The following is a 20,696-nucleotide window of genomic DNA, read 5'->3' as shown; positions in this document are numbered from 1 at the left end:
TATGAAAAAGTGGATGATTACCATCGCCATGCTGATTCTCGCAGGAATCGCACTATTTGTCTTCATTTCTCCTCTCAAAAGCCATAAAACCGTGAGTCAGCAGGATCTCAGAAATCCCGATTTCCTGGATGACAAAGAAGTCCTGCTGTATTTCTCATCCTCTGCGGATCAAGATGCATTTGGCGGCGGGAAAAGTTACGCCCTGTTTATCAGCCATGACGGGACGCTGTCTTCCTTTCAGATGAAGGGCCTTGAGCTGGGCTCAGCAAAGGTTCACGGTGACAGCGTGATGCTGGAGGACAAAAACACGATTTATACGATCAAAAACGGCCTGCGCTCCCATAAAAGAACCTATCAGCACACAGGCGACAGCGCGGGCTTTCTGCAAAACACGGACGGCTTTTACACCTTATACAACTCCGGCTACGACAAAAAGGGAGACGGATACCGCTCAGAGCTGTACCGCCAAATGGACGGAGAGTGGAAAAAAGACGTCATCCCCTACTACATCCGAGCCTCCGGTTTCCATGATGGCGCCATTTACGCACTCGTCCCGACAGATGACGGAAAAGGCTATCAGCTCCTTCAGATTCAAGCAGATCAGAAGAAGCTTACCTATCTCAGCATAACGGAATGGCAGTACCGGGAAGGAGCCTCAGTCGAATCCCAACTTGCCGTGGACGACCAAGCTGTGTATGTTATGGTTCGCGGCCAAAAAGCCCACAATCTCTATCAAATGGTCAAGATCAACAAAAAAAGCGGCGAAGTAGAGCTGCACGATATCGCCGAATACAAAAACGACGAACAAACGATATACAGCTCCATGCCCTTCAGCTTTAAAAACAGCTTTTTCCCTTATGACGGGAACCTGTATTTCATTGACGGCTTCGGAAAGGTACACAAAATCGATGCCAAGACAGGAAAAACAAGCATCGTCTTCACCCTTTCCCCGGACAAAATGAAAGCCGAATTCAAAGAAATCACCCAAAAAGGCAGCAGCCTCTATTTCTTCACATACACGTACAACAAGCCTGCCTACATTGAACAGTACAATCTGAAAACCGGAAAGAAAATGAAAGAAAAAGTGATTGGGAAGGTAAAGGACGTCGTGACGCCGAAGAGTCATTTGAAGCTGTATGATGTTGAGGTGATGAAGGGGTTTTAGGGCAAGGAGGTTAGTATGGGAGCTATCGCCGTTTTATTTATCGTTTTTGGTTTTCCGATTTTTGCAGGTGTATTTGGTATAGCGGGTCATTTTTTATTTAAGAGGTTTTGGGTGGCACCGCTCATCGTCCTTATCGCGAGCTTGATATTGTTATTTACGTTAGCTTCGGGCAATAGCTCATTCATGTTTTGGGTTGTTATGTATACGGCGATTTCGTTAGTAACCAGTATTGTCACATTATTTCTCAGGAAATTTTTTAATTGATCTCTAATTATGAAGAGACTGGTGTGAAGTCTCTTTTTTTGTTGAACCGAAATTTGCAGAGGATTTTGGGTATGGTTTAGAAACGAATCTAAAGGAGGAATTACATGCAGACCAAACGGGTTATTCTTCTGGCAGTTATGATCTGCCTGGTTTCGGCCATTACTGTGTTCTTGTTAAATGGATGTAAAGTCGACTTCTTAGACATCGGCGGAACCATTATTGGCTGCCTTCTTGGCATATTTGTTGTTGTAAGAATACAGAAAAAGCAGGCGTGAAAAAGGGAAAGAGTCATGCCGAACCGAAGTCATGTTCAAGGACGCAAAGTCCAAACACATGAATGGGAGGAATGGCGTTGACAGGAAACAAAGCGGTTGTGTACAAAGGCAAAGGGACTGTAGCGGTGGAGGATATCGGTTATCCGGAGTTAATCTTGAGGGACGGGCCCGGCGTCCCGAAGGCGAATGTGAATCGAAAATGTGAGCATGGGGTTATTCTCAAAGTCATTACAACCAACATTTGCGGAAGCGACCAGCATATGGTCAGAGGCCGCACAACGGCGCCTGAAGGCTTGGTGCTCGGACATGAAATCACCGGAGAAGTCATTGAAACGGGGCGTGATGTCGAATTTATCAAAAAGGGCGATATCGTATCCGTTCCTTTCAATATTGCCTGCGGACGCTGTGTGATGTGCAAAACGCAGAAAACGCATGTGTGCCTGAATGTCAATCCGGACCAGCCGGGATCGGCTTACGGCTACGTCGATATGGGCGGCTGGGTCGGCGGCCAGTCTGAATATGTCATGGTGCCATACGCTGATTTTCAGCTTTTGGTATTCCCTGATAAAGAACAGGCGTTAGAAAAGATTCTCGATTTGACCATGCTGTCCGACATTTTCCCGACCGGCTTCCACGGAGCTTACACAGCGGGCGTGCAAACAGGTTCAACCGTTTATATCGCGGGAGCGGGGCCTGTTGGCTTGGCAGCTGCACACTCCGCTCAGCTCCTAGGCGCCTCAACCGTGATTGTCGGCGATCTGAACGAAGACAGACTGGCACAGGCGAGAAGCTTCGGCTGTGAAACGGTCAACGTGCAAAAACACGACCGCCTCGGCGAGCAAATTGAACAAATACTAGGTGAACCAACCGTTGATGCGGCAGTGGACTGTGTCGGCTTTGAAGCATCCGGCCACGGCAATCAAGGAGAAGCGCCAGCCGCCGTGCTGAACTCGATCATGGACGTCACTCAGGTCGGAGGCAGCCTTGGCATTCCAGGCTTATACGTGACCGAAGATCCCGGCGCAAAGGATGCGGACGCCAAAACAGGCTCATTAAAAATCCGCTTCGGACTCGGCTGGGCCAAAGCCCACACCTTTGTTACCGGACAAACCCCTGCTATGACATACAACCGCAATTTGATGAAAGCGATTCTGAGCGGCAGAGCGCAAATCGCAAAGGCCGTCAACGCTACTGTCATTTCTCTGGACGACGCGCCAAAAGGCTATAGCGACTTCGACAAAGGCGCAGCCAAAAAATTCGTCATCGACCCGCATGGAACATTGAAGTAAAAGAAAAAGCCGGACGTTCTCAGAACGCCGGCTTTATTGCTGATAATCCGTTTCTTCAAATCGATTTCCCGTTTCATCCTGTACGATGAATTCCCCTTCGATTTTGTCCAGTCCAATCAAAATATAAGGGTTTTTCTCATTTGCCGTAGGAGCAGGTTTTCGTTTCACAGTTACAATCGTTTCTTTAGGTGAGAATTTGACGTCTGACACTTCAAGCTTCTTATCTTTCTCGCTGCTTCCGAGAGACACAATAACCATTTTTCTTCCTTCTAAAATGGTGAAGACTTGATATCCTTTTACATCATCATGCATTTGAAGGTAATTAGCGTATATTTCTAAGTCTGGACTGCCCTCACTGATTCGATCCTTCTCCAACACCCAATAAGACGGCTGACACCCAGCAAGCAGCAACATGATCACAAAAAGCCAAACCCATTTGATCTGCAAATGTAGACCTCCCCACACATCGGTTACATCCAAACTAACATACGGGCGAAATAGAGTCATCAACAGCTTGTTTGTCGAATTGTGGATAAAACTCAGCCCGAAGCACTACTAACATGTGAATAAATAGGTTATATTGAGAAGAGAACAATTGTAAAAATGGAAGAAAACATCGGAGGATTTGAACATGAAACAAACGTATTATTCCTGTGAAGAACACATCGAAACGGTGCTGGATATGTACATAGACGACCACGAGCTGCCGCCCGAAATCAGAAAAATCGAACATACTAACAGTTTATCCACAGCCTGTGAATTATGTGGAGACCCCGCAGTATATATAGTGGGGAACGAATGATCTTACACAAAATACAGAAAAGATATCCACAATTGTGGACAACATATATGAATAACTTGTTTTTAAAGTGGGGATGACCTGTGAATATCAATATTGTGACAATCGGAAAACTAAAAGAAAAATACCTCAAGCAAGGCATTGAAGAATACACCAAACGACTTTCGGCCTACGCAAAAATCGACATCATCGAACTCCCGGACGAAAAAGCGCCGGAAAACCTAAGCGACCAGGACATGAAAATCATAAAAGACAAAGAAGGCGACCGCATCCTATCAAAAATCAGCCCCGACGCCCATGTCATCGCCCTCGCCATCGAAGGAAAAATGAAAACATCCGAAGAACTAGCCGATACAATAGATAAGCTGGCTACATATGGAAAAAGCAAAGTCACCTTCGTCATCGGCGGATCACTCGGATTGAGCGACGCAGTGATGAAGCGAGCGGATGAAAAGCTGTCGTTCTCGAAAATGACGTTTCCTCATCAGTTAATGCGGCTCATACTAGTTGAGCAGATTTATCGGGCTTTTCGGATTAATCGTGGGGAGCCTTATCATAAGTAGTGCCATGATGGAACAAATAGGTTACAACAGTCTAAAAAAATTATGGGAGTGAATAATTAGAGTGGAAACTAAATTCAATTTTACTAATCTTCTAGGAGTATATTTAGAAGGACTAAACTCAGAAGATAAAATGACCGCTTTTGAGATCAAAATTAATAATGGCAGATTTGTTTTTATGATGTTTCTTTCGGAAGAGGATTCAGCCAGAAGAGACGAACTTTACATACATTTGAGACGAATTAACAAAATTATCAAACTTAAAACATATGGAAATCATTTAAAGGGGAATTTTGAAGTTTGGATAAAAGAGAAAGATAAAGAGGATATCATTTCTGAACTCGATCTACAAAAGAATGGCACCATGTTTGATTTCAAATCATTTCTTGAGCAACTTAACGACAAAATCCCTAATTCAATAACTAAGGAAGAAAAAATAGCAACGATAAGGGCTAACAAAGGTGTAATTGGTGAATTAGGTATTGATGAGAATGATAAAATTATACTCATTGGAACAAGGCATTTATCGATTGGCACACCACAAGATAAAACATTGCGAAAACTCTATGTTTATACGGACAGTGAGGTAGAGGTAATTGAGGAGTTTATAGAACGTTTAAAAGAAACGAACAGTACGGTTGCATGGACAACTGAAGAAAATAGGAAAAATGCTCCGGACATAAGAAATTTAATAAATGGCTTGTAGCTTTATCCTCATATATTAATTTCTTAGAAAAAAATTATTTTATCAGTTTAGGAGTGTAATAGATGAAAATAAGTGAATACTTTAATCTCAATAGAAAACAAAATGAACTAGATTTTGTAGATATTGATTATGAAAATGATATGCCACTTTTTCTAGATCCATATTTTCTATCTATTAGAGAAGATAGATGGTCTCAACAGGCAAATGCTACTCTCGAAAACTTCTTTCAATATACCTTAGCGCAATTCAAAAATGGAGATATAGAGGAAGCTCGAAGGAATTTTAGATTTACGGAGCCATATGAAACATGCTTAGGGTTATCTAAGACAGGTGTAAAAGGAAAAAGTATAGGGGACGATGATGCTTCAGAACTATTTCAGTACATTTTGGATAGTAACGCGCTTGACGATGGTTTAATTTCCAGTGTTAAAGAAATTAAAATATTTGTTGATAATATTTCTCATGATAAAATATCTGATCTATGTACAAATGTAATCCGAAAACACCTAATTGAATATACTAAAAGCCAGTGTGAGCTATATGGTATAAAATTAGAGAACGGGATTGCAACAAGGGAGTACTGGGATCCCGAAAATTTGGAATGGACGGCAAGCTATGAAGAAATGCTAGTAATAAATGATAAACCCATACTTTTAGTACCTAAGTCTATTGTGTGTAGAAAAAGGGGTTACTATTATGATTCGGAGCAGTATGCACGTCATTTTGTATTAAATTTCCTAGTAAGTGAAGAGTCACGATTAAATACCAGTTTAGTTAAAAGAAAAAAATTAAAAAGTGGAGAAATCAAAACTTCTGTAGTTAAAGAGGAAGTTGCCAAAAAGTATAATGCTTATAGTAAAGGTTACTTGAGAAAGTTCACTAAGCAGCATCCAGCTTTCTTTGAGTCATTTAAGGCATCTGCAAAAAGAAAAGTATCATCATTGTCTAACGAAGATATACTTGAGAATTATAGTGATGAATTTTACTTAGATATTATCGATAGACTGATTACAGGTTTTTCTGAAATCAATCCAGGAACAGCTGAGGCAAACAAATTTCATAATCAGATTATTGCTTGTATGAATTTTTTATTTTATCCAAGTCTCACAAATCCTGTAAAAGAAAAAGAGATAAACCAAGGAAGAAAGAGAATAGACCTATCTTATAACAATGCTGCAGAAGAAGGATTCTTCTTTAATTTACAAACGGTTAAGGATATTCCTTCAGCATACATTTTTGTTGAATGTAAAAATTACACGAAGGACGTTGCTAACCCTGAACTGGATCAGTTAAACGGAAGATTTTCTCCAAATCGAGGAAAAGTAGGTTTTATGGTATTCCGTACTTGTAGTAACGAGGAAGTGCTTTTTCAGAGATGTGCTGACTATTATAGAGATAACAAGAACTTAATACTACCATTGCAGGACAAAGATTTTATTTCTATTTTGTCTAAAATGAAAGAAGATATATTTGAAAGAACAAACAGACCTCAAGAGAGTTTTTTGAATGAACTGGCTCAAAAAGTTATTTTATCCTAAATATTCACCTGTTAGAAAACACCTCAAATTAATTATATGAATGTATACTTCAAACATTATCTAAATTCTATGTAGCTTGTATACGATCAATGACATATGAATCTTTTTAATCAAAAAAATATTAAATAAGAGGAGGGTAATATGAGTTCAATTTATGTAAAAAATTTAATTAAAACAGTTATTGAAAAATCGGTAAGTAAGTCATGGGATACTGCTGTATTAGAATGGGAAATTGATGATGTTATTGAAGATGAAGATAACGAATCTTCTTGTATATGTGGTAAAGAAAATATTAGATATTTATTTACAATTAAGAATATCAATAATCAAAACACACTTTCTCCTATTGGAAGTTCTTGTATTAAGAAGTTTGATCGTGAAGATTTAAATGAACTTACATTAGTTAACGAAAAATTGTTTAAATTATTCCATGCTGTTAAAGCAAATGAATTTATCACTTTAAATTCTGAATACTTCTCAAGAAAAGTATTAAAGTATATTTTTGATCAAGGTGTATTCGCGCCTAATAAGTATAATAATTTTAATGGAGATAATGATTACAATTTTATGCTAAAAATGTTTAATATGAGAGGCGAGCCATCTGAAAAACAGTTAAAGAAAATAAGAGCTATCATTATTACTTCTATAAAACCATACCTTATAGAATTACTTAATGATAAAGTTTTGAAAAAAAGCTTTTAGATTCAAAATTAATATGTTTATTTAAAGTACGAATTATTATTTATAACATAACAACATTAGAAAAATAAAAAGAAATGTATTCAAAGTTCCTAATGAGAAAACTCTTGTTGTTAAATTTATTGACTGTCTTGAGTCGCACTCAATTTATAGGAGGAAAAAAGTTTGGAAAAATCCTGAGCTAAATTAGCGCGGGCATTTAAATATAAATATAAATATAAGTATTATTTAAGGTTTTCTCATCAACTTCAAAATTATTTCTTTTGTTTAAAATTAGAAAGAGTAGTATCTAATTATTTGTAAATAAATACCAATCACATAATTAAAAGATCGTCATGCACTTATTTTATTTTCTGATACATGACGATCGCTTTAATTAATATAAAGGAAAATATAATTACTCTTTGACCGGATACTTCCGACCATTCTTCATAACTTTCTCCTCAATAATCTCTTTCACATCCATATTAAGATCTGAACAAAGCATCAGCGAATAGATAAGAACATCGGCAATTTCTTCACGAATGTTTTCTTCGTTTGCTTTGAGTGCTTCTTCGTTGCTTTTCCATTGGAAGTCTTCTAACAGCTCGGCTGCTTCAATTGAAATAGAGATGGCAAGATCCTTTGGGTTGTGGTATTGTCTCCAGTTTCGTGCGTCTCTAAATTCATTAATCGTGTTAATTAAATCTTTGATTTCGCTCATTTTTTCCTTCTCCTTTTTAACTCTAGCAATCTATTTCTTAATTTTACATCCGTTGCGTAAATGTAAAGACCGTTGATGCCTCGTTTCATGAGGACGTTGATAGAGTTTAGAATAATCTCTTCCTTTATTTTCTTAATTTTCTCCGCAGACATGTCATCTCGTGTGGTGAATGCGCCTGTATCTTTATATTTTGCAGTGTCGATGAAAAGCTCATCCTTTTCACTATCATAGCTGACAGAAGGTCCTAGAATGACGCCAACATAATTTAGGTCAAAACCTTGAACAGTATAGATTGAACCGACCTCTTTAATAGAATCTGCATGTTCTGCCCAAGTCCATTTGTCATTTGTAGAATTCCATGGCATGTTAATACCTTCCTCATCGACCATATAAGTAGCACCATCTTTTTTATGGATATAGTCAAAGGTCGAGACAATACGTGATAGACCTACTTCATTATTCTTTTTTTCAATTGCAGCTTTAAAGTCGGCATGGTCCTCAAAGATTTTGAGTTGGAAGGTATCATTATTTTCTTGCGGCAGAGGGAGCAATTGTTTTGAGACAAAATGGTTAATCCACTTTAGTGTGTCTGGATTTGCATTCATTCTCATTTGCTCCGTGAGCTTTACTGTTTTCGCATGATATTGATTGGTGATCTCCTCAAGCAACCTTTCATTCCAATAGCTTTTAATTTTTAACACTTGTTTAGGATCGAAGATGACAATAGTGATTCTACTGCGTTTAATGATTTCTTGTAGCTGATTTTGATAGTGGAAATTATTATATCTATCCTCTTTGGTTAAAAGCAGATGAGCCTCATCTACTAATACAATATCAGCTATTTCCCCTGTTTTTGACATTTGATTTATAAAGGAGGTAGGCTTCATTAAGTTTTTTTTCTTTAAATTTGGCAAGCTGTTTGCGATGCTTTTATACGTCTTCAGCATTTCACCATGGTTCACAAGTAAGTAATTGTTCTTGTTTTTCAAATGTGAATTTTCATCTTTAGATAAATCTTGAATTGTATTAAATAGAGAGCTCAGTAGGACACTTTTCCCTGTTCCGGCATCTCCTTCTATAGAAATAACATGGTTACCTGGTTTCTCGATATGTACCTTGCAAAAATTAAGAATTTCATTTTTGATCTCCACCTGCTGAGGAGAGAGCTCTTTATACGGAGATAGTTTGTAAATGTCTTTATTTCTGAGGTTTTCAAGAGTGTCACTGACAATGTTCTCTTTCCGAAGCTGATCCCATATCTCCTCAAAAAGCTGTTCGTTATAAAAATTCTTTTGATAATAATGATGCATTTCTCTCGATCTAGTTTGACTGATATTTTGTAATTGGTAGTGATTTTCGGCAATAAAGTAATTAATAAGATTTGTCTCAATATTGTAGGATGCGGACTGGTGGAATCTCTCATGACCAATGAAAATGGTTTGCGTTAAATTTTTTCGCTTCTTGTCTCTCAAATGATTTTTCAATCGTCGTGTAGCCTGTACAGTCTGCCCAATATATGCAGTCGGCTTCTTTTTTTCGTTGTAAAGAATGTATACAATCGGATGGTTATCTAATTTAGATGCCTTCAATGCAAAAATTTGTTCTTGATTAAAATCTCTTTTTTCAAACACAAGTTCACTCATATGCTAGCCCCTGTATGTCTTTTACTGTCATCGTATCATAAATTTAACGGATGATCTCAGAGCGTTTAATGAATGACTCATAAATTTACTAAAAAAAGTGAATGAGACGGATCAATCATTTAGGTACATTGTATAGATAGCAATTGGATCAATAAAGAGAAAAATAGCCGAAAGCTTTTACAAAATAGGAGGAAATAATGGGGAAGATAAATTCTGTATTAAATGTTGAGATGAATTGGGAATAATTCATTCTTTGGATGTTCGGCGACGAAAGCAAACAGAAAAAGTTCTTTTTTCTGAAAGGCTTTGGGAAAGGAATCGGTTGAAGGATTCGTAGACGGAATCATAAGGTCTAATACTTATATGGATACTTAGCATATTGTATAGCGAGATTCTCAATTTTGATTTTGAAAAGTATTTATACTCGATTGTAAAAAAGAGCCCAGAGAATATCTCTGAACTCCATATACCTACTTCATATACCGATACTCCCGCAAACTCTCCAAAATCGCAACTTCCTGCAACAGTTCCTCACCCACATTCGTTTCCTTCACTTTCTTCCGCTCAAGCTCTTTGTCCACTAATCGTTTCACCGTTAAGACATCGGTGCCGGTGCTTAGGACTTCTGCCTTGGAGTTGAAGTGTTTATGGGCGACGAGCTGCATGCCGTAGGAGTTGTATAGCAGTGTGTAGCCGGCGATGCCTGTTGTGGATTGGTAGGCTTTAGAGAAGCCGCCGTCGATGACGATCATTTTTCCGTTTGCTTTGATTGGGTCTTCTCCTTCGATTTCTTTTACCGGCGTATGGCCGTTGATGATATGGCCGTGATCTGGATTGAGGCCGAATTCTGCCAGGATGTTTCGGCAGGTTTCCTCGTCTTCACGTAAATAGTAATACGGGTTTTTCTTCTCTTTATGCGTTTCCTTCTCTTTAATGAAATACCGTTCAAATGTCGTCATGGCGCGTTTTCCGAAGAGGGAGGAATACTCGCCTGTCCATAAATACCAGGTCATATCTGTCGCCAGATCATCGGTTTCTTCCGGGTGGGCAAACGCTTCCCGTAAGAATCGTTCAAATACATCAAGCAGCTCACGGCCCGCATATGATTTATCCTCAATCATCATCGTTTCCATATTGCCGTTTTCATCGACAGGAATACAGCCGTGAATTAACAGGTTGCCGTTATATTTTAAATAAAGGCTGCCTTTTTTCATCATGAAATTCATATGGCGGCCCAGCTTTTCGGAATGCTGGACAGAGAATAGCAGCTTGTCTATGACCTCTGCTTCTTCTTCTAATAGCTGGTCTGGCTGCTCCGGATTTATCGTCGCAAAGCAGGTGTTTTCCAGTTGATATGTTTTTCCGTTTAGCGTGATTTCGTTTTTGTCGTAATCTATTTTCTCTAATAACAGCCGCTCTTCCATATTAAAGTTCGGCCGTCTCTTGATAATCGGGCTCTCAAGCTTGAATTGAATCATCGCAATGGCTTGATGGATTTTTGTGATTTGCTTAATCTCATCCTCTGGCCTGTTGTCGTCTGCTTTTGGACGGAACGCTGGATTATCATCGTAATATTTTTCGGCCAGGTTCAGCAGCGGTCTCAGGTTGATGCCGTACACGTCTTCAATAATATCCAAGTTGTCGTAGCGGGCACAGATGCGGATAATATTGGCCAGGCACACTTTGGAACCGGCATAGGCGCCGATCCAAAGGACATCGTGATTTCCCCACTGAATATCGACAGAATGATAGTTGATCAGTTCTTCCATAATCCTATCCGGCTGCGGTCCGCGGTCGTAAATATCGCCGACCACATGCAGATGGTCGACCACCAATCGCTGAACGCTGTAAGCAAGACCGGTGATCAGCTTATCGGCTTGGCCAAGCTCAATGATCTGATCAATGATTTCGGAGTAATATTGCTCCTTGTTGCCAGCTTGTTCTGTTTTGTATAGCAGCTCCTCCGTAATATAAGCAAATTGGGCAGGCAGTGCTTTGCGTAATTTGGAGCGGGTATACTTGGAGGAGCAATATGAAACGAGCTTAATCATTCGATGAATCGTTTCTTTATACCACTCGTTTAACGCTTCTTTCGCAACAAAGTCATGTTTGATTAACTTCAGTTTGTCTTCCGGATAGTAGACCAATGCTGCTAATTCATCGATTTCTCTATCGTAAATGACACCGCTGAAGATGTCGCGTATCTTCTCTTTGACTCGTCCTGAACCATTACGCAGCACGTGTTGGAATGCCTGATACTCCCCGTGCAAATCACTGACAAAATGCTCAGTGCCCTTCGGCAGGTTCAATATCGCTTTCAAATTAATGATTTCTGTTACCACTTTTTCTTCACAATCGTATTTTTGAGCGAGTAGATCTAGGTACTTGCTTTCCAAAATCGTCCATCCCCTTTTTAGAATAAACCCCTATATATGATCATGTGCATGATAAGGTGAATTTAAAAGTATGACATTATTTTTAAACATTGGACCTTTATATGATAGTACCGCATAACTGCTTTTAGAGACAATTAAAACGAGAGAAAGAGGTGCCAAATGGGGTAAGCAAGAGCTTAAAACAGCTTTTCAGTACAGGTTGGTTTAGGGTAAGATTGTTTGCCTCATTTCTTCCACTTAAAATCTTTATATCCCTTAACTAGTGTAGTCAATATTGATGTTTTACTTTTCATTACGAAGCTTTAAATCAAACTATGGCCTTTCATTCGGTATAGCTTAGAGGGGCTAGAGGACTATAGGCTTTATATACCAAGAATAGTGACATTTTTCAGATTTTTTAGTTACAATATATTGACATGTATTGAATCATATAGAATAATTGGTTTATATTAGAAAAGGAGGAGGGATAATATGAAAAAGGAAAACACTAACAATGAGACTGTGAAAAACTTAGAATTTAAGGGTCTATTAGATGAATCACAAAAGTTAGCAAAAGTGAATGATCTTTGGTATTTTGTAAAATCAAAAGAAAATCGCTGGATTCTTGGAAGTGGTCATTAATTAGAGGGGGACAAAGGAGAGTCTAACTCTCCTTTACCATTTGTTGGGGGATATTTCATGTATAATAAAACAGTATCAATCAATTTAGATTCAAGGTGTAATGCATCCTGTGACCATTGTTGTTTTTCTAGTTCACCAACTTCAACAACCAGGATGGAAAAAGAATACATAAGAGAGTTAGTAACTGAATTTGCAAAAAACAAAACCATTCAAGTGATTTCTTTTACAGGTGGGGAAGTTTTTTTAGATTATAAATTTTTAAAAGAACTAATGGAAATCATTAAACCATATGAAAAACAAATAACGTTGATCTCTAATGGATTTTGGGGTTTGAGCAAGAAAAAGGTCCAGGAGTACTTTCATGATATGAATTCTTTAAATGTGATAGCACTGACTATAAGTTATGATGAGTACCATGCTCCATTTGTCAAGTCTTCCAGTATTAAAAACATATTAGAACATAGCAGGAAATACCCTGATATCGATATTTCTCTTAATATGGCAGTTACCAAAGACAAAATGTCCAACCATATTTTAGAGGAATTGGGGGATTCAATCTTAGGTGTAAAGATAACAAAATTTCCAATGATATCAGTTGGCGCTGCTAAAACTAGAATTAAGCAAGAAAACATACATAAATTTTACAGTCTTGAAGATGAAGATTCCTTACATTGTCCCGGATATGACATTGTATATCATCATGATGGAGAAATTTATCCATGTTGTTCCCCTGCTATTTTTGAAACGAAAATAACCCTAAGGGAAGAATATAACCAAAGTTTCGAAAGAACCGTGGAAAAGTTAAATTCCAATTTGCTATTATTTATTCTTAGAAAAGAAGGATTCAAATGGTTTTTGAATATTTTAAAAGAGAATAACAAGATAGAGGAATTTGACATTCCTTATGAATTTTCCTCTATTTGTGGAGTTTGTGGTTCCTTATTCAACTCTGCAGAAAAAATAAACTACTTCTATCCTTATATGGAAAAATACTATAATGAAAATTTTAAAGTATGAAGATGAAAAATATGAAGTGCTTGTGCAAAACAACGTATTTATAAAAGACAAAAAAAGCGGAGAATACTATAAAAATAGTTTAAATTCTCTGTCAGATGAACAATTATTACGTTTTAAAATGTATAAAGAGAAAGTATCACCAAAGTTTTTTTATCTGTTCTTATCCTTTACGGCTCTCATGTTCATATTAAATTATATTCATTTAATAAAATTGCAAAATGGATTGTCCTCAGTATTTTACGGCTGGAAAATGTGGATAATTATAGTTATTTACTTTATAATGAATATAGTGCTTCATGAACTGGGACATATTTATTCCTTAAAATTTTTCGGGAAAAACTTTGATAAAGTGGGATTCAAACTGAATTTTTATGTATTTCCTGCTTTTTATGTCCAATTGAATGAAACCTACATGCTATCAAGAAATGAAAAGATAATCGTTCATTTATTTGGCTTGTTTATCAATTATCTTTTAATAAATACATTAGAATTAATAAATCAATTTACATTTTCCAGTGAAGCATTAACTATGGCATTTATGCTTTTCTCGTCTACTTTATTGTGGAACTTAATCCCAATATTGAATTCTGATGGTTACAAAATTCTTTTAGCTTTTCTGAGCTTAGATGAATATAGCCGTTTTAAGACAAATCATTGGTTAGTTCTTACGATTCAAATTATAGGGATTGGCCTTGCAGTGAATTCAGTTGTACATTGGATATTATATATTGTAAACTAGAGTAAAAGATCTCCAAATTAGCCATCTAAAAACATTTCTTTCGCTTCCGGATCGGAAACGAAAGAGGTACCTCAAAAGCTTAGACATTAGTAACAAATCACAAGGCAGAACATTTTATTATTATGCAAATATTTCCTAGGAGTATGTATATGAATATAGCGAATTACACTTTAAAAGTGAAAGGCAAAACGTTACTTCAGGACACCGACTTGCATTTTTCGAGCGGGAAAATTAATCACGTTGTCGGAAAAAATGGAGTCGGTAAATCACAGCTTGCTAAAGACTTTTTGTTGAATAATAGCAAAAGAATTGGTAGAGATATTCGTCAAAATGTTTCTTTAATATCCAGCTCGTCGAATATACCTAATGATGTTTCTAAGGACTTTTTATTACACTTTTTGAGTAAAAAATTTGATGCAGAAATGATAGATAAAATCGCACATTTACTTAATCTGGATAATATTGATGGAAAAGTTCTGATCAAAAATTTGAGTGATGGACAAAAGCAAAAATTAAAATTGCTCAGTTTCTTATTAGAGGATAAAAATATTATTGTTTTAGATGAAATAACGAATTCATTAGACAAAAAAACGGTTATAGAGATTCATGGCTTCTTAAACAAGTATATTCAGGAGAACCCCGAGAAGATTATCATCAACATTACACATGATTTGTCTGATTTAAAGGCGATAGAAGGGGATTATTATATATTTAATCACCAAGAAATTCAACAATATCATTCAGTGGATAAATTAATTGAAGTGTATATAAATGAGTAATAAAACATTGGGGGCTTGAGATGAAATTAGAGTTTAAAAAGAGTATTAGCAACAAAGTTATCATTATTTTAGGAGCAATGTTTGTATTTTTATTTTTGCTGGGTTATTTTTTACTTGTTGGAATTGATAAAGTCAGTAATGTTACACCTGAAATGTTTTTCTTTAGCTCCTATACTGTTGCGACCCAGTTTGGTTTGATGTTATTTTCATTTGTTATAGCTTTCTTTATTAATAGAGAGTATTCAAACAAAAATATTCTCTTTTACAAGTTAATTGGAGAGAACATCTATACTTTCTTTTATAAAAAGATAGCTGTTTTATTTTTGGAATGTTTTGCATTTATAACGCTAGGCCTGCTAATCATATCATTGATGTACCATGATTTTTCGCATTTTGCATTATTACTTTTTTTATTTTCTGCAGTTATACTGCAGTATATTCTAATTATCGGAACTATAAGCATGTTATGTCCTAATATATTAATTAGTATAGGTGTCAGTATCGTTTATTGGATGACTTCTGTTATCTTAGTAGCTATAAGCAATAAAACGTTTGGTTTCATTGCTCCTTTTGAGGCAGGTAACACTATGTATCCCCGAATAGAAAGAGTGCTGCAATCTGATAACATGACACTTGGGAGTAATGATGTTTTATTTATTATTTTGTATTTAGTTTCAATTATTATCATAAATGCGATTATCCTTCGCTTTTCTAAAACTAGATGGATCAAAATGGGCATTTAATAAAGGGAGCTACTTCACAATGAAGTAGCTTTTTATGTGCACCTATATATCATTAACATCAAGATTAATGCATGTGACTGGCTGAGTTTGTTAAGGGAAGGATGTTTTTCTGTTTGCATCGCCCAAACTATTATTGTTTTTCTTTCACCAGCTTTACAAAGAGGAAAAAGATAATGAATACGATAAAGTAGTTCATTGGATTCTTAACGATGCTCATCTCTAGTGAAATCTGTAAGAGTATCCAGAGCGCAAAGATGGCTAGTATGGCAGGAATGATAATTTTATACATGTCGATCACCTTCCATAGTGAAGCAGCCCTATAATAAAAAACTATTAGCCTGCACCACAAACTGCGACTGCTTATAATTATACGAAATCTTCGAGTAATCAAACGGCTGCCCATTTGTCAGGTGAAAAATACTTTCTATATACAGCTTCGGCAGTCCAGCCTCTAATCCCAAATATTCCGCTTCCTCCTCATTAAGCTGGCCCACGTGCAGAAACAAATCAGAAAAACCAATCTTCAACCCCAGTCCTTCCCGGATGTAATGGAAGATGGAGTGGGAGACGATTTCGTTGTTTAAATACGTCACGATCAATTTGTTGTAATAGGATTCTTCGTAGCAAAGGGTCTGGCCATTGATGTAACGGACCCTTTTGACATAGTAGATGTCCTCGTCCATTCCGATGTTCAGGTTTTCCGCCGCTTCCGGAGTTGGCTTTCTCACGTCCAGTTCGATAACTTTTGAGGTGACGTTGAAATCCTCGAGGTCTTTTTTAAATCCCTGATTCGACAGAAGGCTGATATAACCTTTTCGTTTATGTTTTCTGACGAAAATGCCGCTTCCTCTGACTTGAAAGATCGCGCCTTTTTGCTCTAATAGCTCGAGGGACTTTGTGATTGTGCTTTTGCTGACTTCAAACTGGGCCATGAGGGTTTCTAGGACTGGCAGTTTGTCTCCCTGCTGAAGCTGGTGTTCTTCTATATATGTTTCAATTTCCGCTGCGATTTGCTGGTATTTTAACATACGCATTCCTCATTTATTCGTTTAGTTTCACTGCCAAAATTATAGCATAAACCGCTTACAATGATAGTAAGTGCGTAAATATTTTGTTTCGGTATTGATATATTATACCGGTACAATTATAATGAAAGCGCAACCAAAACGAAGGGGTGGGTGAAATGTCGGGGAAAGTGAGAGATTATACGAGACTAGCAAAAGACATTTTAGAGGCCGTAGGCGGGGAAGAGAATGTGATTGGGGCTTCTCGCTGCGCTACCAGACTTCGATTGGTGCTGAAGCGGTCTACCCCTAAAGCGAAGGATATCGTGAAATCGATGCTACCATCCCGGCGTCATTACGGTTGTCATGGTGGCGCCTACAAAGCCTGCGTTCAGCGTCCGGCGTCGAATTGCTTGCGCACATCGGGCTGGATACGGTGACATTAGGCGGCACTCCTTTTTCCTTGAAGGTAAAAGAAGGCGATACCGTCAAAAAAGGCGAAGTGCTTGTTGAGTTTGATAAAGCTTTCATTGAAGAGAAAGGATTAACAACGATTACCCCAGTCATCATCACGAATTCACATGTGTAGCAGGAAATTCTGATTGAAGAGATTGAGGAAAGTGCATTACATCAAAAAATATTTACAGTCGTAAGCTGAGGAGGAATTAAACATGGGAAACATGCCAAAGGATTTTTTATGGGGCGGTGCTTTAGCTGCCCACCAATTTGAAGGCGGATGGAATCAAGGCGGTAAAGGGCCGAGTGTCGTCGATGTGATGACAGCGGGTGCGCACGGCGTGCCGAGAAAAATCACTGACACGATTGAAGAAAACGAATTTTATCCAAACCATGAAGCCATTGATTTCTATCACAGATACAAGGAAGATATCGCTTTGTTTGCGGAAATGGGATTAAAATGTCTGCGGACGTCCATCGGCTGGAGCCGGATTTTTCCGAAAGGCGATGAGGCTGAACCGAACGAAGCCGGTTTGCAGTTTTATGATGGTGTGTTTGATGAATTGCTGAAGCATGGGATCGAGCCGGTCATTACCCTGTCTCACTTTGAAATGCCGCTGCACCTGGCAAGAGAATATGGCGGCTTCAGAAACCGGAAAGTCGTGGACTTCTTCGTCAACTTCGCAGAGGCTTGCTTTACCCGTTACAAAGATAAAGTGAAGTACTGGATGACATTTAACGAGATTAACAACCAAATGGATGTGAACAATCCGTTGTTCCTATGGACGAATTCAGGTGTTGTGGTTGGCGAAAACGAAAACGCCAAGGAGGTCATGTATCAAACGGCACACCATGAATTAGTGGCGAGCGCATTAGCAGTGGCAAAAGGAAAAGACATCAATCCAGAGTTCCAGATCGGGGCTATGGTATCACACGTGCCGATTTATCCTTTCTCCTCCAATCCTGAAGATGTGATGCTGGCTGAAGAAGAAATGAGGCAGCGCTATTTCTTCCCTGATGTACAGGTTCGCGGTTATTATCCAAGCTACGCGTTGAAGGAATTTGAACGCGAAGGCTACAACATCACATTCGAAGACGGCGATGATGAGATTTTAAGAAACGGAACCGTCGATTACTTAGGCTTCAGCTATTACATGTCAACAACTGTGAAAAGCGATGTGAAAAATGATAACACTGGCGATATTGTAAATGGCGGCTTGCCGAAGGGTGTCGAAAATCCGTACATCACTTCGAGTGACTGGGGATGGGCGATTGATCCAACCGGGCTGAGATATACGTTAAATCGTTTTTATGACCGATACCAAATCCCGTTATTCATCGTTGAAAATGGCTTTGGCGCAGTGGATACGCTGGAGGAGGACGGAAAGGTTCATGATCCGGAACGCATTCAATATTTAAAATCGCATATTGAAGCATTGGAAAAAGCGGTCACGTACGACGGTGTTGATTTAATTGGCTACACGCCGTGGGGCATTATTGATATTGTCTCCTTTACAACTGGCGAAATGAAAAAACGCTACGGCATGATCTATGTTGATCGTGACAATGAAGGAAACGGATCCATGAAACGATATAAGAAAGACTCCTTTGAGTGGTACAAAAATGTCATTCAAACGAATGGCGAGGAACTATAAGAAGCTGGCCCGAATCGAGCACGTTTACCGTAGTGCCTGGTTCGGGTTTTTGGCATGACAAGACCCGATATCCAGTAATGGGAATAGATTACTAGCGCTGATTGTTATGTTATGATTTCACCTGTAAGATCCTTTTTTGTATAATTTAATATTAGAACGGAAGAAAGGGAGAGCGTTTGTGAGTAAAAAGGGATGAAAGCGGGTGTCCGGCTGAAGATTTTAAGATCATGATAGAGTTCCCTAAGCAAATCTCCTGACAAAAATTTGGCGAGGAAGGGGCAACATCACATTGAAAAACATTTTAATAAGAGCTGGCATATCACCATTTGATACATTTAATGCAGCTGAAATGATTGTTCGCAACTCCATTGGCGGCAATGTAGGAAACCTAGTATATGCCTACAGTGTGTTTCGCACGCTGATGACAGAAGGAACGACGATTACTCCTGATTATTATCGGATTAATCCAGCGGATGCTGAACAAATTAATAAAAATTATGATATGTATATTATTCCGCTGGCAGATGCATTCCGCGAGGATTTCGTGCCTTCTTTACGGAAATATACCCAATTAATTAAGAAACTAACCATTCCGGTTGTTGTGATTGGTGTTGGTTTGCGGGCTCCGTTTGAACCAAAATTAAATGAAGGTTTTCCTTTTGATGAGGATGTAAAAGCGTTTGTAAGTGCTGTGCTGGAGAGATCAAATATGATCGGTGTCCGGGGTGAAATTACAGCGAAATACCTTTCCAGATTAGGCTTCCGTGAAGGCATTGACCATACGGTGATTGGGTGTCCTTCTATGTATGCGTTTGGCAGAGAACTGAAGATAAGAGAAACTAATATCACAACAGAATCTATGGTGACGGTTAACTCATCAAGGCTGTCTCCAAAGCATGTGCTGGACTTCATTACGAGAAGCATGAAAGAGTTCCCGAATCATTACTTTATCCCGCAATGGCGAAAAGAAATGATTCTGACGTATGCGGGTGCGCCTGCGCTAGCGAAGCCTGCTGATAATTATCCGGTCAGCATGGAAGACCCGGCTTATCAGAATGATAGAGTCCGATTCTTTTTAAATGTGCCGACTTGGCTGGATTTCCTGAGAAAAGCCGATTTGAGCTTTGGCGCAAGGCTGCATGGAAATATCGCAGCGACGATTGCCGGTACACCGAGCCTGTTGCTTCCGAAAGATGCCAGAATGCGTGAATTAGCTGAGTACCATCAATTAACGCATGTCATGGCAAATGAGATAACCGATCAGACAAAACTGTCAGAATTAATTGAAACACTTGATTTTCATCAGCCTGAGAAACGGCAAGCGCAAAACTTTGACCATTTCATCAGCTTCTTGAATCAAAATGAATTAGACCATATTTATAAAGAGAAAGCGATTCCTGATACCGTTCCTTTTGACGAAAAACTATCTAAGACGAAGCTTCTTCCGGCTGTGACTACAGTTAGCGGCTGCAGTTCCACAGAAACAGCGAAACGCTGGGAAACGCTAGTGGCATTAGAAAATGCCAAAAAGGAAAAAACCATTAAAGATCTGAAAAAAAAGGTCAAAAAGTATCAGGGCACGTTAAATAGAAAATCAGTGCGTATCGCTTTAAAAACAGCAAATATGCTGAGTGTGAAGTGACCA

At 38.3% G+C, this 20,696-nt stretch carries 23 protein-coding genes and 1 pseudogene; 18 read left to right on the top strand and 6 right to left on the bottom strand.

Annotation, left to right across the window (positions count from 1 at the left end):
- The first annotated feature begins 1 nt into the window (after position 1).
- The 4 genes from ACZ07B_RS17210 to fdhA all read left to right on the top strand — a co-directional run bounded on the left by ACZ07B_RS17210 (position 2) and on the right by fdhA (position 2,993).
- Positions 2-1,165 (top strand): hypothetical protein, encoded by a 1,164-nt coding sequence (locus ACZ07B_RS17210; RefSeq protein ID WP_249850732.1) that lies wholly within the window; start codon positions 2-4, stop codon positions 1,163-1,165.
- A 15-nt stretch (positions 1,166-1,180) separates the two neighbouring features.
- Positions 1,181-1,429, top strand: a complete 249-nt coding sequence (locus ACZ07B_RS17205; protein ID WP_213419473.1) for a DUF2651 family protein — start codon at positions 1,181-1,183, stop codon at positions 1,427-1,429.
- A gap of 104 nt (positions 1,430-1,533) precedes the next feature.
- Positions 1,534-1,704 carry a hypothetical protein gene (locus tag ACZ07B_RS17200; protein WP_338731787.1) on the top strand — a complete coding sequence of 57 codons (171 nt, stop codon included), beginning with the start codon at positions 1,534-1,536 and terminating at the stop codon, positions 1,702-1,704.
- A gap of 62 nt (positions 1,705-1,766) precedes the next feature.
- On the top strand, positions 1,767-2,993 hold the full coding sequence (fdhA, locus tag ACZ07B_RS17195; RefSeq protein WP_464877477.1) for a formaldehyde dehydrogenase, glutathione-independent: 1,227 nt from the start codon (positions 1,767-1,769) through the stop codon (positions 2,991-2,993).
- 33 nt (positions 2,994-3,026) lie between these two features.
- On the opposite strand, the gene ACZ07B_RS17190 is transcribed toward fdhA, so the two are convergent.
- On the bottom strand, positions 3,027-3,440 hold the full coding sequence (locus ACZ07B_RS17190) for a hypothetical protein (protein WP_464877476.1): 414 nt from the start codon (positions 3,438-3,440) through the stop codon (positions 3,027-3,029).
- Between the two features lie 184 nt (positions 3,441-3,624).
- Here ACZ07B_RS17190 and ACZ07B_RS17185 point away from each other — a divergent pair, with 184 nt between their 5' ends.
- The 5 genes from ACZ07B_RS17185 (at position 3,625) to ACZ07B_RS17165 (ending at position 7,298) form a co-directional block, all read left to right on the top strand.
- The gene (locus ACZ07B_RS17185; RefSeq protein ID WP_003236479.1) at positions 3,625-3,795 is read left to right on the top strand and encodes a CxxH/CxxC protein; all 171 of its coding nucleotides are present in this window, start codon (positions 3,625-3,627) and stop codon (positions 3,793-3,795) included.
- 80 nt (positions 3,796-3,875) lie between these two features.
- Positions 3,876-4,355, top strand: a complete 480-nt coding sequence (rlmH, locus tag ACZ07B_RS17180) for a 23S rRNA (pseudouridine(1915)-N(3))-methyltransferase RlmH (RefSeq protein WP_003226975.1) — start codon at positions 3,876-3,878, stop codon at positions 4,353-4,355.
- 61 nt (positions 4,356-4,416) lie between these two features.
- Positions 4,417-5,058 (top strand): hypothetical protein, encoded by a 642-nt coding sequence (locus tag ACZ07B_RS17175; RefSeq protein WP_090556831.1) that lies wholly within the window; start codon positions 4,417-4,419, stop codon positions 5,056-5,058.
- Positions 5,059-5,120: 62 nt separating this feature from the next.
- Entirely contained in the window at positions 5,121-6,596 is a 1,476-nt protein-coding gene (locus tag ACZ07B_RS17170; protein ID WP_090556833.1) for a hypothetical protein, read from the top strand.
- A gap of 141 nt (positions 6,597-6,737) precedes the next feature.
- On the top strand, positions 6,738-7,298 hold the full coding sequence (locus ACZ07B_RS17165; RefSeq protein WP_090556835.1) for a hypothetical protein: 561 nt from the start codon (positions 6,738-6,740) through the stop codon (positions 7,296-7,298).
- Between the two features lie 394 nt (positions 7,299-7,692).
- Here ACZ07B_RS17165 and ACZ07B_RS17160 read toward each other — a convergent pair whose 3' ends face one another.
- From ACZ07B_RS17160 to fbp, 3 genes are all read right to left on the bottom strand, one after another.
- Positions 7,693-7,998 (bottom strand): nucleotide pyrophosphohydrolase, encoded by a 306-nt coding sequence (locus ACZ07B_RS17160; protein WP_072173747.1) that lies wholly within the window; start codon positions 7,996-7,998, stop codon positions 7,693-7,695.
- Positions 7,995-9,641 carry a DUF2075 domain-containing protein gene (locus tag ACZ07B_RS17155; protein ID WP_090556837.1) on the bottom strand — a complete coding sequence of 549 codons (1,647 nt, stop codon included), beginning with the start codon at positions 9,639-9,641 and terminating at the stop codon, positions 7,995-7,997. Before ACZ07B_RS17155 ends, ACZ07B_RS17160 begins: the two co-directional genes overlap by 4 nt.
- A 470-nt stretch (positions 9,642-10,111) precedes the next feature.
- Positions 10,112-12,037: a fructose-1,6-bisphosphatase gene (gene fbp, locus ACZ07B_RS17150; RefSeq protein WP_464877475.1), complete on the bottom strand. Its 1,926-nt coding sequence runs from the start codon at positions 12,035-12,037 to the stop codon at positions 10,112-10,114.
- Positions 12,038-12,508: 471 nt separating this feature from the next.
- Here fbp and ACZ07B_RS17145 point away from each other — a divergent pair, with 471 nt between their 5' ends.
- From ACZ07B_RS17145 to ACZ07B_RS17125, 5 genes are all read left to right on the top strand, one after another.
- Positions 12,509-12,658, top strand: coding sequence for an epipeptide YydF family RiPP (locus tag ACZ07B_RS17145; RefSeq protein WP_014478520.1), 150 nt, complete (start codon positions 12,509-12,511; stop codon positions 12,656-12,658).
- Positions 12,659-12,715: 57 nt separating this feature from the next.
- Positions 12,716-13,675, top strand: coding sequence for a YydG family radical SAM peptide epimerase (locus tag ACZ07B_RS17140; protein ID WP_003242609.1), 960 nt, complete (start codon positions 12,716-12,718; stop codon positions 13,673-13,675).
- Positions 13,656-14,414, top strand: a complete 759-nt coding sequence (gene liaK, locus ACZ07B_RS17135) for a zinc metalloprotease LiaK (protein ID WP_019712618.1) — start codon at positions 13,656-13,658, stop codon at positions 14,412-14,414. Before ACZ07B_RS17140 ends, liaK begins: the two co-directional genes overlap by 20 nt.
- A gap of 149 nt (positions 14,415-14,563) precedes the next feature.
- A complete protein-coding gene (locus ACZ07B_RS17130) occupies positions 14,564-15,193 on the top strand; it encodes an ATP-binding cassette domain-containing protein (protein ID WP_014481448.1) in 630 nt (209 codons plus the stop codon).
- Positions 15,194-15,213: 20 nt separating this feature from the next.
- The gene (locus ACZ07B_RS17125) at positions 15,214-15,936 is read left to right on the top strand and encodes a peptide ABC transporter permease (RefSeq protein WP_014478516.1); all 723 of its coding nucleotides are present in this window, start codon (positions 15,214-15,216) and stop codon (positions 15,934-15,936) included.
- Positions 15,937-16,066: 130 nt separating this feature from the next.
- Here ACZ07B_RS17125 and ACZ07B_RS17120 read toward each other — a convergent pair whose 3' ends face one another.
- Together ACZ07B_RS17120 and ACZ07B_RS17115 are read right to left on the bottom strand one after the other, a co-directional pair.
- Positions 16,067-16,225, bottom strand: a complete 159-nt coding sequence (locus ACZ07B_RS17120) for a hypothetical protein (RefSeq protein WP_024571480.1) — start codon at positions 16,223-16,225, stop codon at positions 16,067-16,069.
- Positions 16,226-16,253: 28 nt separating this feature from the next.
- Positions 16,254-16,964, bottom strand: a complete 711-nt coding sequence (locus ACZ07B_RS17115; protein ID WP_134154905.1) for a GntR family transcriptional regulator — start codon at positions 16,962-16,964, stop codon at positions 16,254-16,256.
- A 155-nt stretch (positions 16,965-17,119) separates the two neighbouring features.
- Here ACZ07B_RS17115 and ACZ07B_RS17110 point away from each other — a divergent pair.
- The 4 genes and pseudogenes from ACZ07B_RS17110 to ACZ07B_RS17095 all read left to right on the top strand — a co-directional run.
- Positions 17,120-17,278, top strand: a pseudogene (locus ACZ07B_RS17110) (PTS transporter subunit EIIB); the annotation flags it as partial.
- A gap of 23 nt (positions 17,279-17,301) precedes the next feature.
- Complete coding sequence (locus tag ACZ07B_RS17105; RefSeq protein ID WP_464877474.1) at positions 17,302-17,529, top strand: PTS sugar transporter subunit IIA; 228 nt, start codon at positions 17,302-17,304, stop codon at positions 17,527-17,529.
- A gap of 82 nt (positions 17,530-17,611) precedes the next feature.
- Positions 17,612-19,051: a 6-phospho-beta-glucosidase BglA gene (gene bglA / locus ACZ07B_RS17100; protein ID WP_464877473.1), complete on the top strand. Its 1,440-nt coding sequence runs from the start codon at positions 17,612-17,614 to the stop codon at positions 19,049-19,051.
- Between the two features lie 289 nt (positions 19,052-19,340).
- Entirely contained in the window at positions 19,341-20,693 is a 1,353-nt protein-coding gene (locus tag ACZ07B_RS17095) for a polysaccharide pyruvyl transferase family protein (protein WP_144500431.1), read from the top strand.
- Positions 20,694-20,696: the final 3 nt, after the last annotated feature.

The organism is Bacillus sp. 9.4 (assembly GCF_055486415.1).
This window is presented reverse-complemented; position numbering and strand designations above follow the sequence as displayed.

Bases quoted from the DNA above. Each gene is read 5' to 3' on its own strand.
- ACZ07B_RS17145 (WP_014478520.1), top strand. From the start codon at position 12,509: ATGAAAAAGGAAAACACTAACAATGAGACTGTGAAAAACTTAGAATTT.
- ACZ07B_RS17170 (WP_090556833.1), top strand. From the start codon at position 5,121: ATGAAAATAAGTGAATACTTTAATCTCAATAGAAAACAAAATGAACTA.
- ACZ07B_RS17140 (WP_003242609.1), top strand. From the start codon at position 12,716: ATGTATAATAAAACAGTATCAATCAATTTAGATTCAAGGTGTAATGCA.
- ACZ07B_RS17205 (WP_213419473.1), top strand. From the start codon at position 1,181: ATGGGAGCTATCGCCGTTTTATTTATCGTTTTTGGTTTTCCGATTTTT.
- ACZ07B_RS17115 (WP_134154905.1), bottom strand. From the start codon at position 16,964: ATGTTAAAATACCAGCAAATCGCAGCGGAAATTGAAACATATATAGAA.
- bglA (WP_464877473.1), top strand. From the start codon at position 17,612: ATGGGAAACATGCCAAAGGATTTTTTATGGGGCGGTGCTTTAGCTGCC.
- ACZ07B_RS17130 (WP_014481448.1), top strand. From the start codon at position 14,564: ATGAATATAGCGAATTACACTTTAAAAGTGAAAGGCAAAACGTTACTT.
- ACZ07B_RS17165 (WP_090556835.1), top strand. From the start codon at position 6,738: ATGAGTTCAATTTATGTAAAAAATTTAATTAAAACAGTTATTGAAAAA.
- ACZ07B_RS17210 (WP_249850732.1), top strand. From the start codon at position 2: ATGAAAAAGTGGATGATTACCATCGCCATGCTGATTCTCGCAGGAATC.
- ACZ07B_RS17155 (WP_090556837.1), bottom strand. From the start codon at position 9,641: ATGAGTGAACTTGTGTTTGAAAAAAGAGATTTTAATCAAGAACAAATT.
- ACZ07B_RS17160 (WP_072173747.1), bottom strand. From the start codon at position 7,998: ATGAGCGAAATCAAAGATTTAATTAACACGATTAATGAATTTAGAGAC.
- ACZ07B_RS17125 (WP_014478516.1), top strand. From the start codon at position 15,214: ATGAAATTAGAGTTTAAAAAGAGTATTAGCAACAAAGTTATCATTATT.
- liaK (WP_019712618.1), top strand. From the start codon at position 13,656: ATGAAAATTTTAAAGTATGAAGATGAAAAATATGAAGTGCTTGTGCAA.
- ACZ07B_RS17185 (WP_003236479.1), top strand. From the start codon at position 3,625: ATGAAACAAACGTATTATTCCTGTGAAGAACACATCGAAACGGTGCTG.
- ACZ07B_RS17120 (WP_024571480.1), bottom strand. From the start codon at position 16,225: ATGTATAAAATTATCATTCCTGCCATACTAGCCATCTTTGCGCTCTGG.
- fdhA (WP_464877477.1), top strand. From the start codon at position 1,767: ATGGGAGGAATGGCGTTGACAGGAAACAAAGCGGTTGTGTACAAAGGC.
- ACZ07B_RS17200 (WP_338731787.1), top strand. From the start codon at position 1,534: ATGCAGACCAAACGGGTTATTCTTCTGGCAGTTATGATCTGCCTGGTT.